This window comes from Ruegeria sp. HKCCSA071, from assembly GCF_017872555.1.
In the GTDB taxonomy this organism is placed as follows: Bacteria; Pseudomonadota; Alphaproteobacteria; order Rhodobacterales; family Rhodobacteraceae; genus Ruegeria.
Genome location: NZ_JAEDOX010000001.1, coordinates 13777 through 31168 on the forward strand (window position 1 = coordinate 13777; position 17392 = coordinate 31168).

Below are 17392 nucleotides of genomic sequence, written 5' to 3' on the forward strand. Positions count from 1 at the left end.
TTTATTCGCCGCAAATATTCTGTAGCCGGACCCAGTCGCGGTCCGGCAGCACCTGTTCCAGCGCCCTTCCCGCCATCGGATCCGCTTCGATCAGGCCAAGAACCGTTTCGCCGGTCACATCACGGGCATAGGCGTAGGGGGTTGAGGGAAGCGCGCTTTGCGAGAACATCGCCAGCACGTCGTCGTCAGAAATGGCCGGACGGGGCTGTGACAGGACCTGCTCGGTATATGTGTCGATAATCTCGGGCGTCAGTCCGCCGGTTGTCAGCAGCCTGAAGGCAGAGGTCGCGCCGGTTCTGTCCAGCAGGTCATCAAGCGGATCCTTATGCGCGGCCCGCGCCCGTTCTGCAATCACATAACCCGCTGCGACAGCAGGGTCTTCGTAATCCTCGACCAAAGCACGGCTGAGCAGGACAGTGCCGCCAGGCAAGCTGAGGCTGTCTTGAACGCCTGCTGGCAGAATGATGATCTGCCGTACGCCAGTGCGCCGGGCCAGCTGTTCCAATGAATCCCGTGCATCCCGCGACGTACAGGCCTGGCCCGAAACACGCTCGATCCGATGCAGGATCATATCGCCGATCTCCTGCCGCTTGACCTGGGGCACGACCGAGACAACATGGTTTTGCAGCGCACCGGGCAGCCAGAACAGCAACAGGGCCAGCACAGCGGCCACGACGCCTCCGACACTCAGCCAGCGCAAACGCCCCGGGTGGGGGCGGGACCGATCAATAGCGCGCTGCAATCGATCGATCGCTTCAAGCATCGTGGTTTCGGATTCCGCCAGCTCAAGCGTTTCATCCGGGTCACCGTCCGGGTTGAATATGGCCGGAAAGGAACCGGGGTTCTGGCGTTCAAGTGCCGCCAGCGACCAATGTGTTAGCGCCCTGTCATTGAAATCAGAAATGGTTAGGGTGGCTTCGCCGATAGACACAACAACCTCGCGCCGCTGTTCATCGGGCGAGGGGCGCCACAGACCGGTGGCTTCGATCCGCTGGTACTGTTTCAGGGCCGTCATCTGGGTTGGTCTGCTCGAATTTGTTTTGTTGCAGCTTAGCATGGTGAAATCGCAGGGCGCAAACCTGTTGCGCAGTCGTTGTGAATTGTGCTGGATACCCGAATGGATCGAAACAGTCGGCCCACCATCGCAATCAGGACACGACTTCATGCAGGCGCATTCCGCATCTTCTGCTGTTCTGGCTTCGGCGCTGATGGTAAGTGCCATGGCAATTATCGGCGTCATCGACAATGTTGTGATCCTTTTGGCCGAAACCGTCGGGCTGTGGCAGTTTCATCTGACCCGTGCACTGTTGATGCTGCCGCTGATTGTTGGCCTGTCGTTTCTGGGGCTGGGTGGGTTGAGGCCCGTGCGGTGGGGGCCTGTCATCTTGCGCAGCGTGCTGATTACCATGGCGATGCTTTTCTATTTTGCATCTCTTGCCATGATGCCAATTGCACAGGCGCTGGCAGGGTTGTTCACCTCACCGATTTTTGTGCTGTTGATCTCCGCTCTGGTGCTCAGGCAACCAATAGGGCCGTGGCGCATACTGGCCGTACTGATTGGATTTACTGGCATCCTTTTGGTACTTCAGCCAAACCCCAGCGATTTTGACCTGCGCACGCTGGTGCCTGTGGCGGCAGGGTTTTTCTATGCCCTCAGTTCGATCCTCACGCGTACGCATTGTTCTCAGGAAAGCACTGTGGCCATGCTGGCCGTTATGGTCATTACTCTGGGTGTGGCAGGTGCGATGGGGGTTGCGTTTCTGACAATCTCACCGCTCGTCACGGCAGAGGGTGCTGATGGCTTTGTCTCGCGTGGATGGGTTTGGAACATGGGGCCTGCCATACCGTGGCTGGTTACTCAGGCTATCGGTTCAACAATCGCGGTTTTCATGCTGATCAAGGCGTATCAGGTAGGCGAGCCATCTTATGTTGCGGTGTTCGAGTATTCTGTGATGATCTTCGGCCCGCTCTTCGCATTTGTGGCCTTTGGGCAAACCATTGGCGTCTTTCAGATTTCGGGCATCCTTATGATTGCGGCAGCGGGTCTGTTGCTGGGGTGGCGTGCCAGCCGATCATCTGAACAGCAAAAAGTAGCCTGACGCGATTGGGTCGTATGCACGTCTAAGCCAGATCGTCTTGATGCTTCTGAACCTCTGTGAAACGCGAGGATTCGGAGGATCGACAAAATCGCCTTCGTTTCAGAAATGGAAAAAATGCCCAGTGAGGCTCATAGAGTGTTCATGAAAACTCGCGGTAACTACGCGGAATTGGTCAAAATTGGGCGCAAATATGTCTGAAATGTGACGGGCCGAATATTTGGTGTTAGCTCATTGGCATAACCGTTTTGTGCCAAAAGGGGGTAAGGCACGTGTCCGAAGTAACAAGTATTTCTGTTTATCTGGATCAGCTGCCAGAAGTTGATCGAACCAACAATAAACAGGCGGTAAATGCGCGCCGTGGCGGGTTTTTGCACGGCACCAAGATCGCCACGACTGCCGGGTGGAAGCCGGTCGAACGGATCACGGTGGGTGATCTGGTTAGAACCCTCGATCACGGGTTCAAAGAAGTACGGCGCATCTCGATAAGCGTTGTGGTCATTCCAGCCGATGAACGCCGGGTCGAGTTCCTGCCGGTCCTCGTGCCTGCCCGCGCCGCGTATAACGGGCGACCTGTCTGGTTGATGCCCGAACAGGGCATGGCGCTAAACCTGTCCCGGATCAACGCCAAGGCCGATGGACCTTCGGTGGTGCCAGCGCGTTTGCTGAACGGCGCCGGTCACCTGACGTCACAGGCACCGGGGTCGTCTTTTGAAGTGTTTTCTTTGTTCTTTGATGATGATCAGGTGATTTTTGTCGAGGGCGGATTGCAGGCCTATTGCCCGTCCGGTCGCTTCAACATGCGCGGTGCAACCACCGGAACACGGTACGATGTCGCGGCCGAAGAGGTGGCCTCAGACCTGATCCACTCACTTATAAGCAAGGGCGATATGTCGGCTCTTGCCAACCCATTGGGTGCGCTGCCTGCACCCATTCCCCAGGAACCGATATTTCCGATCCGCCCGCCGTTTGGGGTTAGGCGACCGGGTCGACCGGGACGCCCAAGCGCGCCGGTTCTGTTCCTGCGGCCCGAATGGCAGATCTAACCAAACACTGACAAGAACGATGCGGGCGCATGGTGACATGCGCCCGCGTCATTGGATTAAGCGGCTTTTGCTTCAGGGTTGAAGCGACCGTAGAAGTTCTGACCTTTTTCTGCCATCTCGCGCAGCAGCGTCGGGCAGGCAAAGCGTTCACCGTAATTCTCGGCCAATTGATCGCAACGTTCGGCCGCGTAGGGCGTGCCGATGATGTCCAGCCAGCTGAACGGACCACCCGACCACGGGGCAAAGCCCCAGCCCAGAATTGCGCCGACATCGCCCTCGCGGATGTCCTCCAGAACACCCTCTTCCAGCGCGCGGACGGCCTCCAGAACCTGAGCAAACATCAGACGTTCCTGCACTTCGATCAGGTCAGGCTGGTCATCGGCAAGCGGATACTTGTCTTGCAGGCCCTTCCAGTATTCGACGCGCTTGCCCTTCTCGTCATAGTCGAAGAAACCGGCATTCGCCTTACGGCCCAGACGGCCCTGTTCCTCCATCCAGAAGATCAGATCGTCCGAGGGGCTTTCCGGATAGGCATCGCCCATCGCCGCCTTTGTCGCGCGGGCGATCTTTGCACCCAGATCAATCGAGGTTTCGTCGGTCAGCTGGATCGGACCGACCGGGAAGCCCAACTGCCGCGCGGCGTTGTCGATCAAAACGGGGCTGACGCCTTCAGTGACCATGCGCGCGCCTTCGTTGATATATGGAATGATGCAGCGGTTTGCGTAGAAGAAACGCGCATCGTTGACCACGATCGGGGTCTTGCGGATCTGACGCACATAGTCCAGCGCCTTGGCCACTGCACGATCCCCGGTTTCCTTGCCCTTGATAATCTCGACCAGGAACATCTTTTCGACCGGTGAGAAGAAGTGGATGCCGATGAACTGGTCAGCCCGGACCGAAGCTTTGGCCAGATCGCTGATCGGCAGGGTCGATGTGTTCGATGCAAAGATGCAATCTTCGGGGATAATCGCCTCAACCTTTTTGGTCATCTCAGCCTTGACGCCCATGTCTTCAAAGACCGCTTCGATGATCAGGTCGCACCCTTTCAGGTTGTCCAGATCCGGCGTCGCGGTGATCCGACCCAGCATGGCCTCTTTTTTTTCAGCCGTGACCTTGCCGCGCTTCATGCCTTTGTCCAGATAGGTCTCGGTATAGGCTTTGCCTTTGTCCGCAGCCTCCTGGTCGCGGTCGATCAGAACAACTTCCATACCGGCCTGCGCCGATACCAGAGCGATACCAGCCCCCATCATGCCCGCGCCCAGAACGCCGATCTTCTTGACTGACTGGTCCGGGACACCGGTGGGGCGCACGGCTCCTTTTTCCAGTGCTTCCTTGTTCAGGAACAGCGACCGGATCATCGCACCTGACGACGGGTTCATCAGCACGGACGTGAACCAGCGCGCTTCGATTTTCAGCGCGGTGTCGAAATCGACCAAAGCGCCTTCGTAAACCGCGCTCAGCAGAGCCTTGGAGGCCGGGAAGGCCCCTTGGGTCTTGCCATTTACCATCGCCGACGCGCCAACGAAGTTCATGAAGCCCGCAGGATGATAGGGGGCGCCACCGGGCATCTTATAACCCTTTGCGTCCCATGGTTTGACCAGATCGGCGTCCTTGGCGTTCAGCACCCATTCCTTGGCTGCCGCCATTGGATCGGCTGCGATCTCGTCAACATAGCCTGCGCCTTTGGCTTTCTTGACGTCCAGCATCTTACCTTCCAGCAGCAGCGGAGCCGCCGCAATGGCGCCGACTTTGCGGACCATCCGCGTGGTGCCGCCCGCGCCGGGGAAGATGCCGACCATGATCTCGGGCAGGCCGTACTTCGCCTTTGGGTTCTCGGCCGCAAAGATACGATGGGTGGACAGGGGCAGTTCCATACCGATGCCCGCAGCGGTCCCGGGCAGAACGGTAGCAATCGGCTTGCCGCCTTTCTTGGTCTTGGGGTCCATACCCGCCAGTTCGATCTTGCGCAGCAGGGCGTGCATTTTCATCGTACCCTCGAACAGACCCTTGGCCGGATTGTCGCCCGCCTGTTCTTTCATCACCGCCAGCAGGTTCAGGTCCATGCCGCCTGCAAATGACCCTTCTTTGCCCGAAGTAACAATGATGCCTTTCACCTCATCGTCGGCCAGCGCCTGATCGATGCAATCGCTCAATTCTGCCAGCCCGTCAAAGGACATCACGTTCATGGTCTTCCCGGCCACGTCCCAGGTGATTGTGGCGACGCCATCGGCGTCTTTGCTCAGAGTGAAATCAGTCATTGTCATCTCCAATCTGGTCAGCCGTCAGCGGGCTGCCATCCTTGCGGGTGAAGGAGAATCCGTTCTCATCAACCTTCACCATCATGTCCATGTCGCTGTAATAGCCGGTCTCGGTCGGGGTCCGTGTGCCCACCACCAGAAAGGTCATGGGCGCATCGGTCTTGTTCACAAGGTGATGGCCGTTGGCCTCACCTGCGGGCCAGGCGGCGCAATCGCCGGGCTGCATCTCGTGCTCGCCATCATCATCGACCAGCGTGCACGAGCCGCTGAGGATGATGGCAAACTCGTCCTGTTTCATATGGTAATGCCGCAGCGAGGACAGGCCCTGCGGTTCCAGCCGCACGATGTTGACCCCGTATTGGGTCAGCCCGCCCGCATCGCCCACGCGCTGCGCGAAGCGACCTGCGGTCGCTTCGGCCAGCTTGCCGGGATAGGCCGAGCCGCCCTGAAACGGAATCTGAGAAAGATCCAGCTTTGGCATCAGACGCGCTCGATAATGGTTGCCGCACCCATGCCGGATGCAATGCAAAGCGTGGCCAGACCGGTTTCCTTGTCCTGACGCTCAAGCTCATCCAGCAGCGTACCAATGATCATCGCACCCGTGGCACCCAGCGGGTGACCCATCGCGATCGAGCCGCCGTTGACGTTGACCAGTGCAGGATCGACATCAAATGCCTGCTGGAAACGCAGCACGACCGAGGCGAAGGCTTCGTTCACTTCAAACAGGTCCAGATCGCTGATCTTCATGCCATTGTCGGCCAAAATTTTCTCGGTCACCGGTACCGGGCCGGTCAGCATGATGGTCGGATCAGTGCCAATCTTGGCGGTTGCTTTGATGCGGGCACGCGGCTTGAGGCCGTATTTCTCGCCAAATTCCTTGTTGCCGATCAGAACAGCAGCGGCTCCGTCCACGATGCCCGAGCTGTTGCCTGCATGGTGGATGTGGTTTACGCGCTCAAGATGGGGGTATTTCAGCATTGCAACCTTGTCGAAGCCAGGCATCTGTTCGCCCATCATTGCGAATGACGGGTTCAAAGCGCCGAGGCTTTGCATATCGGTGCCTGGACGCATGTATTCATCGCGGTCCAGAATGGTCAGACCGTTTTGATCCTTGACGGTGATCACGGATTTTTCAAACCGGTTGTCGGCCCATGCTTCCGCAGCACGTCTTTGCGATTCAACCGCCAGCGCATCCGCGTCATCACGGGTAAAGCCATACTCGGTCGCGATGATGTCGGCCGAGATGCCCTGAGGCACGAAATAGGTCTCCATCGCCAGCGAGGGGTCAACGGCGATTGCTGCACCGTCGCTGCCCATGGCCACGCGACCCATCATCTCGACACCGCCTGCAATATAGGCATCGCCCGCGCCGCCTTTCACTTGGTTTGCGGCCAGGTTCACGGCTTCCATGCCCGAGGCGCAGAAACGGTTGATCGCCAAACCCGGGATCGACTGGTCGAGGTCGGATGCCAGAACGGCCGAGCGCGCCAGACAGCCGCCTTGCTCCATCACTTGCGTGACGTTTCCCCAGATCACGTCTTCGACGGCGTGACCTTCCAGGTTGTTGCGCTCTTTCACCGCGTTCAGGGTCAGGGCGGACAGGCGCACCGAGGTTACCTCGTGCAGGCTGCCATCCTTGCGGCCCTTGCCGCGCGGCGTGCGCAGGGCGTCATAGATATAGGCTTCGGTCATGGGTCTTCTCCTCAAGCTCGATCCGACGGGTTGCCGGGCATCAGGTCATAGGGGTGCTTCCAACCGGGCTGTTCGGACAAGCGGGTCAGCCAGGCATCGATATGGGGCCAGTCGGCACGGTCAAAACCGAATGGTTCAGGGTAATACAGATAGCCGCAGCAGCTAAGGTCGGCGTTGGTTACGCCGTCGCCGACGATCCAGTCGCGGCCTTCCAGATGCGCGTTCAGGATCTCATAAGCTGATTTCAAACGTCCTTTGTTGAATGCAATGACGTCAGGGTTGCGGTGCTGCTCGGGTAGGAAATTGATCAGGAACCGCGTCAAACCAGCCATGGAGCTGAGTTTGTGATTGTCCCACAAGACCCAACGCAGAACATCGTAGTTTTCTTCCCGGTCCTTGCCACCGAACTTGCCGGATTTCTCTGTGACATAGGCTTGAATCGCACCGGATTGGCTGGTGCGAAAATCTCCATCGACCAGAACAGGCGCTTCACCCAACTCGTTTACGTCAGCACGATATTCCGGCGTGCGGGTTACGCCTTTGAAGAAATCGACAAAGACCGGTTCCCACTCCAAACCGGACATTTCCAATGCCAAAGCAGCCTTGTAGCTGTTTCCACTTTCTCCGAAGCAATGAAGTTTGATGGTCATGTGCTCGCCCCTCCCAAGGCGCATGTGGCTAGGCTGGATTTGAGTATTTTTGAAAAGATGAAGGACTGTCGGTAACCTTAAATCAACCATCTTCGTTTTAAGTAGTTATGCGGTACAGGCTGGAGAGCCGATGGCCGCAAAAGGTGAAGTCGTTCCTGTCCTGATGGCGAGTGCGCCCGGTGGCAGGGACGCATCGCCGCTTCATCTTTTCACAAATACTCCCGCCGGAGGCGTCCGGCATTCAAGTTAGCGTCGCCGTTGAGTTTTCTTTGTAGCAGCTCATCTTTTCCGTGCCTCAAGTTCAGAATTGAAGATGCGCAGGCGGTGGGTCAGGTTCTCCTCATCAATCACGCTGTTGAAATTCTCGAACAAGAAAGACAGCGCCTCGCCTTCGTCCAGACCAGCATCCCGCGCGAACGCTTTGAGCTTGCGATACCCGTCTTCAGTCATCGCAACCGGGAAACGGCGGGTCAGGCGAAAACGTTTTGGCATTTGGTCTCCTTCGGTAAACTGGGTCCGGGCGGTGTTGCCCGGACCCAGACTGAGATCAGAAGTTCGCCGCGTCCAGTGCCATTACCGTGTCTGCGCCGGTCTGAATGCGCGCAAGATGCATCGCTGTCGCTGGCAGGCGACGCGCCATGTAGAAGCGACCGGTGTTGATCTTGGTCTCGTAGAACTCCTTGTCCGACGCATCATTGTCCAGAGCGTCCTGCGCGGCCTTGGCCATCTGCGCCCACATCAGGCCCAGGCAAACATGGCCGAACATGTGCATGAAGTCATAGGAACCGGACAGTGCGTTATTCGGGTTCTTCATGCCTTCCTGCATGAAATACATGCCTGCGGCCTGAAGATCCTTGGACGCAGCTTTCAGCGGTTCAATGAACGCTTTGTCGTATGCTTCGTTCTGGCCCGCGTTATCCTTGCAGAAGGTTTTGACCATCTCGAAGAACGCCATGACGTGCTTGCCGCCATCCTGCGCCAGCTTGCGACCCACAAGGTCAAGCGCCTGAACGCCATTTGCGCCTTCGTAGATCATCGCGATGCGGGCGTCACGGGTGTATTGCGACATGCCCCATTCTTCGATGTAGCCATGGCCACCATAGACCTGCTGCGCCTGAACGGTCATGTCGTAACCTTCGTCGGTCAGGAAGCCTTTGATGACCGGAGTTAGCAGCGAGATCAGCCCGTCCGCATCCTTGTCTCCCGCGCGGTGCGCCTTGTCGATCATGGTCGCGCCCCAAAGGATGAACGCGCGCGCGCCTTCGGTAAAGCTTTTCTGATCCATCAGGTTGCGACGGATATCTGGATGCACGATCAGAGGATCGGCCGGACCATCCGGGTTCTTAACGCCGGTCACATCGCGACCCTGCAAACGATCCTTGGCGTATTCCAGAGCATTCTGATAGGCCGCTTCGGCTTGCGACAGGCCCTGCATACCCACACCCAGACGCGCTTCGTTCATCATGGTGAACATGGCGCGCATGCCCTTGTGCTCTTCGCCCAGCAGCCAGCCGGTGGCTTCGTCATAGTTCATGACGCAGGTCGAGTTGCCGTGGATGCCCATTTTCTCTTCGATCTTTCCGACCGATACGCCGTTGCGTTCGCCCGGACTGCCGTCTTCGTTCACAATGAACTTGGGCACAATGAACAGCGACACGCCTTTGATGCCCTCGGGGCCACCTGGGATCTTGGCCAGCACCAGATGGATAATGTTGTTTGCCATGTCGTGGTCGCCAGCCGAGATAAAGATCTTCTGGCCGGATATCTTATAGCTGCCATCACCCTGCGGTTCTGCCTTGGTGCGCATCAGGCCCAGATCGGTCCCACAATGCGGTTCGGTCAGGTTCATGGTGCCGGTCCATTCACAGCTGACCATGTTGGGCAGGTATTTGTTCTTCTGCTCGTCTGTTCCGTGCGCCAGAATGGCCGAGGCTGCGCCATGGGTCAGGCCCTGGTACATGGTGAAAGCCTGGTTGGAGCCCGAGAACATCTCACCTACGGCTGTGCCGATCACGTAGGGCATGTTCTGGCCACCATACTCTTCCGGCATGTCGAGGCCAGTCCAGCCACCTTCCTTCATCTGCTCGAAGGCGTCTTTGAACCCGGTAGGGGTGTACACAATACCGTTTTCCAACCGGCACCCTTCGGTGTCGCCAACAACGTTCAAAGGATGCAGGACGTTGGCGGCAACCTTGCCTGCTTCTTCCAGAACTGCGCCGGTGAATTCGGCTTCCAGTTCGTCATAGCCGGGGATGTCCGACTGTGAGACTTTCAGAACATCGTGCAGAATGAACTGCATGTCTTTGGTTGGCGCGTTGTAAACGGGCATGTGAAGCTCCCTTAATTCATATGTCCGGAAGGCAGGGCGAGGTTACTCGGCCGCCTTCTTTTCCTGTTTCATCGAGGCGATGACTTTCTCGCCCCAGCGCAACTGCTCTTTCAGATCGTCGATGGCCTGCGTCAGCTCTTCACGGCGCGATTCCATGTCAGCCAGACGTTCGCACGCGATTTCATAAGTGCGATTCATCTGGGTGACCTGTTGATCGCCCACGTGGTAGAGATCCAGCAGCTGTCGAATTTCCTCGAGGCTGAACCCAAATCTTTTGCCGCGCAGGATCAGCTTCAGCCGCGCCCGGTCACGTTTGGTGAACAGACGTTTTTGGCCTTCGCGGATCGGGAACAGCAGTTCCTTTGCCTCATAGAACCGCAAGGTGCGTGGTGTGACATCATAGGTCTCGCACATCTCGCGGATGGTCATCACATCTTCGGTCATTCGTCATACTCTCGTCACTGGCGTCATGAGACATGAGTTGCGCAGTTGGTGGGTGCTTTACAACATGTGAGTGACGTTTACGTAATCCAGACGCTGCGTCACTTTTAAGTTGACGTAACATCCGTACACGTAAGCGGTGTCCGACGTAATTTTGTTACCGTTACGTCAACTGATTTCCGGCATGAATAATCGGGAGCGCGGAAGGGGAAGCGCACCGGTTTTGACAGGTTCTGCCACCTGCAATGTTTGATTTTGTAAAATCGGAAAAGGTTATTCCAGAGATTTGGCGGTTTGGTCGCGCAGGCGCTTGAGTTCGTTCATGGCCTCGTCCAATTGCTGGCGCTGCTGCTGAAGTTCACTCATCTGGCGGTCTGCCATTTCCACGAAGGTGGCCATTTGCGCCTCGTTGCCCTGATCTTCATAGATCAAAAGCCACTGGCGAATCTCTTCCAAGGGGAAGCCGAATTTACGACCGCGCATGATCAGCTTCATTCGCGCGCATTCCCGGGCCCCATAAAAGCGCGAACGCCCTTCGCGGTCCGGTTGCAAAAGCTCGATATATTCGTAATAGCGCAAGGTGCGCGGCGTCACGTCGAACTCGGCGCACATTTCTTTGAATGACAAACGGTTGTTGGACATTCCCGGTCTCCTCGTCAGCAACCTAGGCGGTCCCGATCCCAAGCGCAACAGGCAGGCTTGCTCTTTACTGGAACACCGGCTCATAAAGGCAGTGCAGAGAACAGGACGCATACCCATGGTCGATAAAACAGTTTTAGCCCGCCAGTTTATCGAGGCGATCCCCCATGCGCGGGCATTGAACCTTACGCTCACGCAGATCGGCGAAGGTGAGGCTGAGATAACATTGCCCTACAACAAAGACCTGATCGGGGATCCGCGCACAGGGGTGATTCATGGCGGTGCGATTTCCACGATTCTGGACACCTGTTGTGGTGCTGCGGTGATGAGCCACCCGTCGGCGCCCGGAGGAACCGCAACAATCGATCTGCGGATAGATTATATGCGCGCGGCGACGCCAGGTCAGACGATTACTGCGCATGCCGTTTGCCATCATATCACGCGCAACGTTGCCTTCGTGCGGGCCACTGCAATGGACAACGACACGGACCTGCCTGTGGCGACTGCCTCGGGCTCTTTTACGGTTGAAGGGAAGTAACATGCCGCGACCTCGTCCCGAACCGATGCAGGTGGTCAAGCAGCGCCGCGATGCTGCCCTGCGTGCGCTTGTCGATGGCGTACCGTATATCCGTTTTCTGAACATCAGTTTTGACAGGCGCGGGGATGAACTGACCGGCGTGTTGAATTTCGATGACAAGCTGATCGGCAACCCGTTTCTGCCTGCAATTCATGGCGGTGTGACGGCTGCCTTTTTGGAAGTGACAGCCGTTATCACGCTGAGCTGGGAACACATGTTTCCAAGTATCGAGAGCGGAGAGATAGATGCAGACGCCATCGTGTCAGACGAAAGCATCCGGTTTCCGAAGACGATTGACTTTACCGTCGACTATCTGCGCTCGGGCTTGCCGCGAGACGCCTATGCGCGGGCATTTATCAGCCGGTCCGGGCGGCGTTACGCATCGGTGCGGGTTGAAGCCTGGCAGGACAATCATGCGAAACTGTTTGCGCAGGCTTCCGGACATTTCCTGATGCCGCAACCTCCCAGAGACAAGAGCTGACCATGCAGGACGCCTCGGCGCCCATCACGCATGGACGGGTGCTGAAGATCGCGGTGCCGATTGTCCTGTCGAACGCCACCGTTCCGATTCTGGGGGCAGTTGATACCGGTGTTGTCGGCCAGTTGGGGCAGGCTGCGCCTATCGGGGCGGTCGGAATCGGCGCAGTGATCCTGTCAACGATCTACTGGATCTTCGGTTTCTTGCGGATGGGAACCACCGGGATGGCGGCGCAGGCACGCGGGGCAGGTGACGCTGTTGAAACCCGGGCATTGCTGATGCGCGGCCTGATGCTTGGCGGCGCGGCCGGGTTGTTCTTTGTCCTCACGCAAGTGGCTGTGTTCGCGGGTGCATTCGCCCTTTCTCCGGCAAGTCCCGAGGTCGAAACACTTGCCCGCGCCTATCTTGAGGTTCGAATTTGGGGGGCGCCTGCCACTATTGCACTTTTTGCGGTTACCGGATGGTTGATTGCCGTTGAACGCACGCGCGGGGTTTTTGTTCTTCAGGTCTGGATGAACGGATTGAACATCGTTTTGGACCTGTGGTTCGTGCTTGGTCTTGGCTGGGGTGTCGAAGGGGTTGCCATAGCCACTTTGATTGCGGAATGGACAGGTCTGGCGCTGGGCCTTTGGCTGTGTCGGGATGGGTTCGAAGACGGAATCTGGCGCGACTGGGCCCGCATATTTGACGCTGCCCGACTGCGCCGGATGTTGCAGGTCAACGGCGATATCATGATCCGGTCGGTTTTGCTAACCGGATCCTTCACGACCTTTCTTTTCGTCGGTTCCGATCTGGGTGATGTCAATCTGGCGGCCAATCAGGTCCTGCTACAGTTTCTTGAAATCACAGCTTTTGCGCTGGACGGGTTTGCCTTTTCCGCCGAGGCGCTGGTCGGAAGCGCGGTGGGTGCCAGAGACAGGTATCAGGTGCGCCGCGCGTCTGTCATGACCTCGCAATGGGGTGTTGGGGGTGCCCTGTTACTGGGTGTGGTTTTCTTTGTCGCCGGACCGGCGTTGATCGACCTCATGTCAACATCGCCGCAGGTGCGCGAGGCCGGGCGCGAGTTTCTTGTCTGGGCCGCGTTGGCACCCGTTATCGGCGTGGCAAGCTGGATGTTTGACGGCATCTACATAGGTGCTACATGGACCCGGGCCATGCGTAGCGCGATGTTCCAATCGGTCGCTATCTATCTGGTTGCGCTGTTTATTCTGGTGCCAAGTTTCGGAAATCACGGCCTGTGGGCCGCGTTGATGGTGCTTAACATCGCACGTGGCGTGACTTTGGGGTGGCGCTATCCCAAGCTCGAGGCGCAGGTGGCCTAGAGCAGCGTAAGAAGGTTTTCCGGTGGACGCCCGATGGCGGCCTTATCGCCCGCAATGGCAAGCGGACGCTCAATCAGGATCGGGTTTTCAGCCATGGCCCGGATCAGGGCGTCGTCTGGCGAGGTCTTTGTCAGCCCCAGTTCCTTGAACCGGGATTCTCCGGTGCGCATCATCTCGACGGGCGAAAGCCCCAAGGCGGATTGTGCCGCTCGCAGCTCATCAATTGATGGTGCATCCTCAAGATATTTGCGCACCGTGACCCGTGCACCATTTTCTTCCAGCAATGCAAGACCGGCGCGGGATTTTGAACAGCGCGGGTTGTGCCAATATTCGATCATAGCCAGTCCTCTCGTTTGCTGCCGACGGCCTGAGCCACATTGTCAAAGTCGTCGCAGGCCAGCAGTTTATCCAGCCCGTTCGCAATGTCGGCCGCCAGAGAAATGCCGCAATACACCATCGCCGTATAGAACTGCACAGCTGATGCCCCGGCGCAAATCTTGGCATAGGCCTGTTCCGCACAGCTGATGCCACCGACGCCGATCAGGGGAATGTCACCCTCGGTCAACTGGCTGAGCCGCGCCAGAACACGTGTTGATTTCTCGAACAGCGGTGCACCGGACAGCCCACCGGTTTCACCTTTGTGCGAACTGCGCAGCCCGTCGCGTGACAGGGTGGTGTTGGTGGCAATCACGGCATCCACACGGGTCTCGCGCGCAACCTCGGCAATGTCCTGCAATTCGGCATCGGTCAGGTCCGGCGCGATTTTCAGGAAGACAGGCAGCGGGCGAGGCAGCGCATCACGGGTTTCAATCACACCGCTCAAAAGCGCGCTCAGCGCTGCTTTGCCCTGCAAATCCCGCAGCTTTTCCGTATTCGGGGATGACACGTTGACGGTGGCAAAATCCAGATGAGGGGCACAATGCGCCAGCACCTTGACGAAATCACCTGCGCGATCCTCGCTGTCCTTGTTGGCACCCAGATTCAGGCCGATCACCGCATTTTGGGGGCGATCAGCGAGCCGTTTTGCCATCACCTCCATGCCTTCGTTGTTGAAGCCAAAACGGTTGATCGCCGCTTTGTCTTCGGTCAGGCGAAACAGGCGGGGTTTAGGGTTTCCCGGTTGCGGGCGTGGTGTGACAGCACCGACTTCGATGAAACCGAATCCAGCGCGTGACAGGGGTGCCAAAACCTCACCGTTCTTGTCGAAGCCCGCGGCCAAACCTACCGGGTTAGGCAGGTTCAACCCGGCTAGGCTGGTTTTCAGGCGCGGCGTTGTCAACGGCCCCGGCGCAGGCGCAAGCCCCGCCTTCAAAGCCCTGATCGACATCCCGTGGGCGGTTTCGGGGTCCATGCAGTGCATGGCCGCAAGCCCGAACTTCTCGGTCAGTTTCATCCGAACGCTTTCCCGCTTTTGCTTGATCCGCACCGGATCAGGCGCGAGGTTTCTACCGCAGCCTGCCGATGGACCACCGCTGCCCGGTACACCGGGTCAGTCACCATTTCCAGAAACGCATATGCAGTCGGATAGCGTGCGATAAATACGGCATCCCATACCTCATCAGCCGGTCCGATCAGTGTCGTTTCAAATGCACCCCGCCACAGGATGCTTGCCCCGATACGGTCAATGATTGGGGCGGTTTCAACCCCGTATTTCTGATAAGCCTGCGCCCCGGTCAGCCCTGCGCCAGCCAATTCATGTGATTTGGGATACTGCGCCTCGGCGCGGAATTTCACCAGATTGAGCATTTCGATCGGCTGGTCGCGCTCCAGAGCCTTGAATGCCTCGAACTGGGCGCGATCCGGATCGACATAGGATGTCATGCCATGTCCTCGGGAAACTGATGTGCCGTGCCGACAAAAGGCAGGGGACGCGCCCAGACGACATCGCTTAACCTGATCTGACGATACAGATGCGGAAACAGGGCGTCTCCTCGCGACACTTCCCATTTCAGGTCATCGCCCATGGCATCGGCATCGCAGGCCAACAGCGTAAGCCCTTCAACGCCCGCAAAATGCTTGGCGGCGGTTTCAGCAGCTTGTTCGGCGGTGGAAAAGTGAACAAACCCGTCTGACACGTCAATGGGTGCTCCGTCTGTGGCGCCCAGACTTTGCAGTTCAGCCCATTCGACGGCTCGGAAAATCTTGTAGATCAGCATGATGACCTGATGCCCCGCACGGCGCTTGGAATCAAGCTGGATTTCTCCTTTGACTCTCGGTCGACATAAGCGCACGATCCCCGGCAATAATAACAGGGAGTTCCAAGATGTTGACCCGATTTTTAACTTCGGTCGCGGTGCTGGGCCTGACGGCGGGTGCCGCAGCAGCCGACTACAAGCTGACGATTCTGCACACCAACGATTTCCATTCGCGCTTTGAGCCGATCAACAAATACGACAGCGGATGCGGTGAGGAAGACAATGCAGAAGGTAAGTGCTTTGGCGGATCGGCGCGCCTTGTAACGGCAGTTGCCGATGCGCGCGCACGGGCAGAAAATTCGATCTTGGTGGATGGAGGTGACCAGTTCCAGGGGTCCCTTTTCTATACCTATTACAAGGGCAAGGTCGCGGCGGAGTTCATGAACAAGCTGGGCTATAACGCCATGACCGTTGGCAACCACGAGTTTGATGACGGCCCCGAAGTGTTGCGAGGGTTCATCGACTCGGTCGACTTCCCGGTTCTGATGACCAACGCTGATATTCGCGACGAAGAGCTTTTGACGGACAGGATCAAGAAATCGACTGTTATCGAGGTGGGCGGCGAGAAGATCGGCTTGATCGGCCTGACCCCAATCGACACGGATGAGCTTGCCTCGCCCGGCCCCAACGTCACGTTTTCGGACCCGGTGCCAGCCGTGCAGGCCGAAGTCGATAAACTGACAGGTGAAGGCGTCAACAAGATCATCGTTCTCAGCCACTCCGGCTATGGTGTCGATCAGCGTGTCGCGCAAGAGACGACCGGTGTTGATGTGATCGTAGGCGGGCATTCGAATACGTATCTTTCGAATGTGTCGGATAAGGCGGCAGGTCCGTACCCAACGGTGGTAAACGGCGTACAGATTGTTCAGGCCTATGCCTATGGCAAGTTTCTGGGCGAGTTGAACGTCACCTTCGATGACGACGGCAAAGTGATCGAGGCAGTTGGCGAGCCTTTGATCATGGACAACGCAGTGACCGAGGATCAGGCGGCGCTGGACCGTATTGCGGAACTGGCGGTGCCGTTGGATGAAATCCGCAATAAGGTCGTTGCGAGCGCTGCGGAAGCCATTGAAGGGGATCGCTCAATTTGTCGCGTGCAGGAATGTCAGATGGGCAACCTGGTTGCGGATGCGATGCTGGCGCGCGTGGCGGATCAGGGCGTTCAGATCGCGATTGCCAATTCGGGTGGATTGCGGGCGTCCATTGATCCCGGTGATGTGACCATGGGCGAGGTTCTGACTGTGTTGCCATTCCAGAATACACTGTCGACCTTTGAAATCAGCGGACAGGGTGTCATTGACGCACTTGAGAATGGTGTAAGTCAGGTAGAAGAAGTAAAAGGTCGCTTCCCGCAGGTCGCCGGCCTAAGCTTTACTTGGGATCCAAGCGTTGCGCCGAACGAGGGACGCGTCAGCGAGGTAATGGTTGCCGAGGGTGACGGTTTTGTTCCGATCGACCCGAACAAGACCTACCTGGTCGTCACCAATAACTACGTCCGCAACGGGGGTGACGGGTACAAGATGTTCGAAGGCGACGACAAGAACGCCTATGACTTCGGACCGGACCTTGCGGATGTCACCGCGGAATACCTGGCGGAAAATGCGCCCTATCAGCCCTATGTCGACGGGCGTATCAAACAGAAGTAACAGTGATTTTAGAAAAGACAAAA

Annotated in this window: 19 protein-coding genes; 6 read left to right on the forward strand and 13 right to left on the reverse strand. The window is 57.6% G+C overall.

The window, feature by feature from the left end; genetic code table 11:
- Position 1: 1 nt before the first annotated feature.
- Complete coding sequence (locus I9188_RS00065) at positions 2-1015, reverse strand: hypothetical protein (RefSeq protein WP_209503240.1); 1014 nt, start codon at positions 1013-1015, stop codon at positions 2-4.
- A gap of 148 nt (positions 1016-1163) precedes the next feature.
- Between I9188_RS00065 and I9188_RS00070 the strand changes: the two genes are divergently transcribed.
- Both I9188_RS00070 and I9188_RS00075 read left to right on the forward strand, forming a co-directional pair.
- Entirely contained in the window at positions 1164-2099 is a 936-nt protein-coding gene (locus tag I9188_RS00070; RefSeq protein ID WP_209503242.1) for a DMT family transporter, read from the forward strand.
- A 269-nt stretch (positions 2100-2368) separates the two neighbouring features.
- Positions 2369-3142 (forward strand): Hint domain-containing protein, encoded by a 774-nt coding sequence (locus I9188_RS00075; RefSeq protein WP_348540305.1) that lies wholly within the window; start codon positions 2369-2371, stop codon positions 3140-3142.
- Positions 3143-3198: 56 nt separating this feature from the next.
- Here the strand turns inward: I9188_RS00075 and I9188_RS00080 are convergent, their stop codons facing one another.
- The 8 genes from I9188_RS00080 to I9188_RS00115 form a co-directional block, all read right to left on the reverse strand.
- Positions 3199-5400, reverse strand: coding sequence for a 3-hydroxyacyl-CoA dehydrogenase NAD-binding domain-containing protein (locus I9188_RS00080; protein ID WP_209503244.1), 2202 nt, complete (start codon positions 5398-5400; stop codon positions 3199-3201).
- Positions 5393-5881 carry a cupin domain-containing protein gene (locus I9188_RS00085; RefSeq protein ID WP_209503246.1) on the reverse strand — a complete coding sequence of 163 codons (489 nt, stop codon included), beginning with the start codon at positions 5879-5881 and terminating at the stop codon, positions 5393-5395. Before I9188_RS00085 ends, I9188_RS00080 begins: the two co-directional genes overlap by 8 nt.
- Entirely contained in the window at positions 5881-7092 is a 1212-nt protein-coding gene (locus tag I9188_RS00090; protein WP_209503248.1) for an acetyl-CoA C-acetyltransferase, read from the reverse strand. The genes I9188_RS00085 and I9188_RS00090 overlap by 1 nt, the downstream gene beginning before the upstream one ends.
- Positions 7093-7103: 11 nt before the next feature.
- Complete coding sequence (locus I9188_RS00095) at positions 7104-7742, reverse strand: glutathione S-transferase family protein (RefSeq protein ID WP_209503250.1); 639 nt, start codon at positions 7740-7742, stop codon at positions 7104-7106.
- A 279-nt stretch (positions 7743-8021) separates the two neighbouring features.
- Positions 8022-8234 (reverse strand): hypothetical protein, encoded by a 213-nt coding sequence (locus I9188_RS00100; protein WP_209503252.1) that lies wholly within the window; start codon positions 8232-8234, stop codon positions 8022-8024.
- Positions 8235-8289: 55 nt separating this feature from the next.
- Positions 8290-10071, reverse strand: a complete 1782-nt coding sequence (locus tag I9188_RS00105) for an acyl-CoA dehydrogenase C-terminal domain-containing protein (protein ID WP_209503254.1) — start codon at positions 10069-10071, stop codon at positions 8290-8292.
- A 42-nt stretch (positions 10072-10113) separates the two neighbouring features.
- Positions 10114-10515: a MerR family DNA-binding transcriptional regulator gene (locus I9188_RS00110; protein ID WP_209503256.1), complete on the reverse strand. Its 402-nt coding sequence runs from the start codon at positions 10513-10515 to the stop codon at positions 10114-10116.
- A 270-nt stretch (positions 10516-10785) separates the two neighbouring features.
- Positions 10786-11154 carry a MerR family DNA-binding transcriptional regulator gene (locus I9188_RS00115; RefSeq protein WP_209503258.1) on the reverse strand — a complete coding sequence of 123 codons (369 nt, stop codon included), beginning with the start codon at positions 11152-11154 and terminating at the stop codon, positions 10786-10788.
- 115 nt (positions 11155-11269) lie between these two features.
- On the opposite strand from I9188_RS00115, the gene I9188_RS00120 reads away from it, so the two are divergent.
- Genes I9188_RS00120 through I9188_RS00130 form a run of 3 tightly spaced genes read left to right on the forward strand, consistent with a single transcriptional unit; the run spans position 11270 to position 13528 of the window.
- Entirely contained in the window at positions 11270-11689 is a 420-nt protein-coding gene (locus I9188_RS00120) for a PaaI family thioesterase (protein WP_209503260.1), read from the forward strand.
- 1 nt (position 11690) lies between these two features.
- Positions 11691-12209, forward strand: coding sequence for a PaaI family thioesterase (locus I9188_RS00125; protein ID WP_209503262.1), 519 nt, complete (start codon positions 11691-11693; stop codon positions 12207-12209).
- Positions 12210-12211: 2 nt separating this feature from the next.
- Positions 12212-13528: an MATE family efflux transporter gene (locus I9188_RS00130; RefSeq protein ID WP_209503264.1), complete on the forward strand. Its 1317-nt coding sequence runs from the start codon at positions 12212-12214 to the stop codon at positions 13526-13528.
- Here the strand turns inward: I9188_RS00130 and arsC are convergent.
- Genes arsC through I9188_RS00150 form a run of 4 tightly spaced genes read right to left on the reverse strand, consistent with a single transcriptional unit; the run spans position 13525 to position 15684 of the window.
- A complete protein-coding gene (gene arsC / locus I9188_RS00135) occupies positions 13525-13866 on the reverse strand; it encodes an arsenate reductase (glutaredoxin) (RefSeq protein ID WP_209503266.1) in 342 nt (113 codons plus the stop codon). The two genes, I9188_RS00130 and arsC, sit on opposite strands and share 4 nt — an antisense overlap.
- On the reverse strand, positions 13863-14921 hold the full coding sequence (locus I9188_RS00140; protein ID WP_209599548.1) for a quinone-dependent dihydroorotate dehydrogenase: 1059 nt from the start codon (positions 14919-14921) through the stop codon (positions 13863-13865). The genes arsC and I9188_RS00140 overlap by 4 nt, the downstream gene beginning before the upstream one ends.
- Positions 14918-15349, reverse strand: coding sequence for a DUF1330 domain-containing protein (locus I9188_RS00145; protein WP_209503270.1), 432 nt, complete (start codon positions 15347-15349; stop codon positions 14918-14920). The genes I9188_RS00140 and I9188_RS00145 overlap by 4 nt, the downstream gene beginning before the upstream one ends.
- Positions 15346-15684 (reverse strand): DUF952 domain-containing protein, encoded by a 339-nt coding sequence (locus I9188_RS00150; protein WP_209503272.1) that lies wholly within the window; start codon positions 15682-15684, stop codon positions 15346-15348. Before I9188_RS00150 ends, I9188_RS00145 begins: the two co-directional genes overlap by 4 nt.
- 107 nt (positions 15685-15791) lie before the next feature.
- Here I9188_RS00150 and I9188_RS00155 point away from each other — a divergent pair, with 107 nt between their 5' ends.
- Positions 15792-17369: a bifunctional metallophosphatase/5'-nucleotidase gene (locus I9188_RS00155; protein ID WP_209503274.1), complete on the forward strand. Its 1578-nt coding sequence runs from the start codon at positions 15792-15794 to the stop codon at positions 17367-17369.
- The last annotated feature ends 23 nt before the right edge of the window (positions 17370-17392 follow it).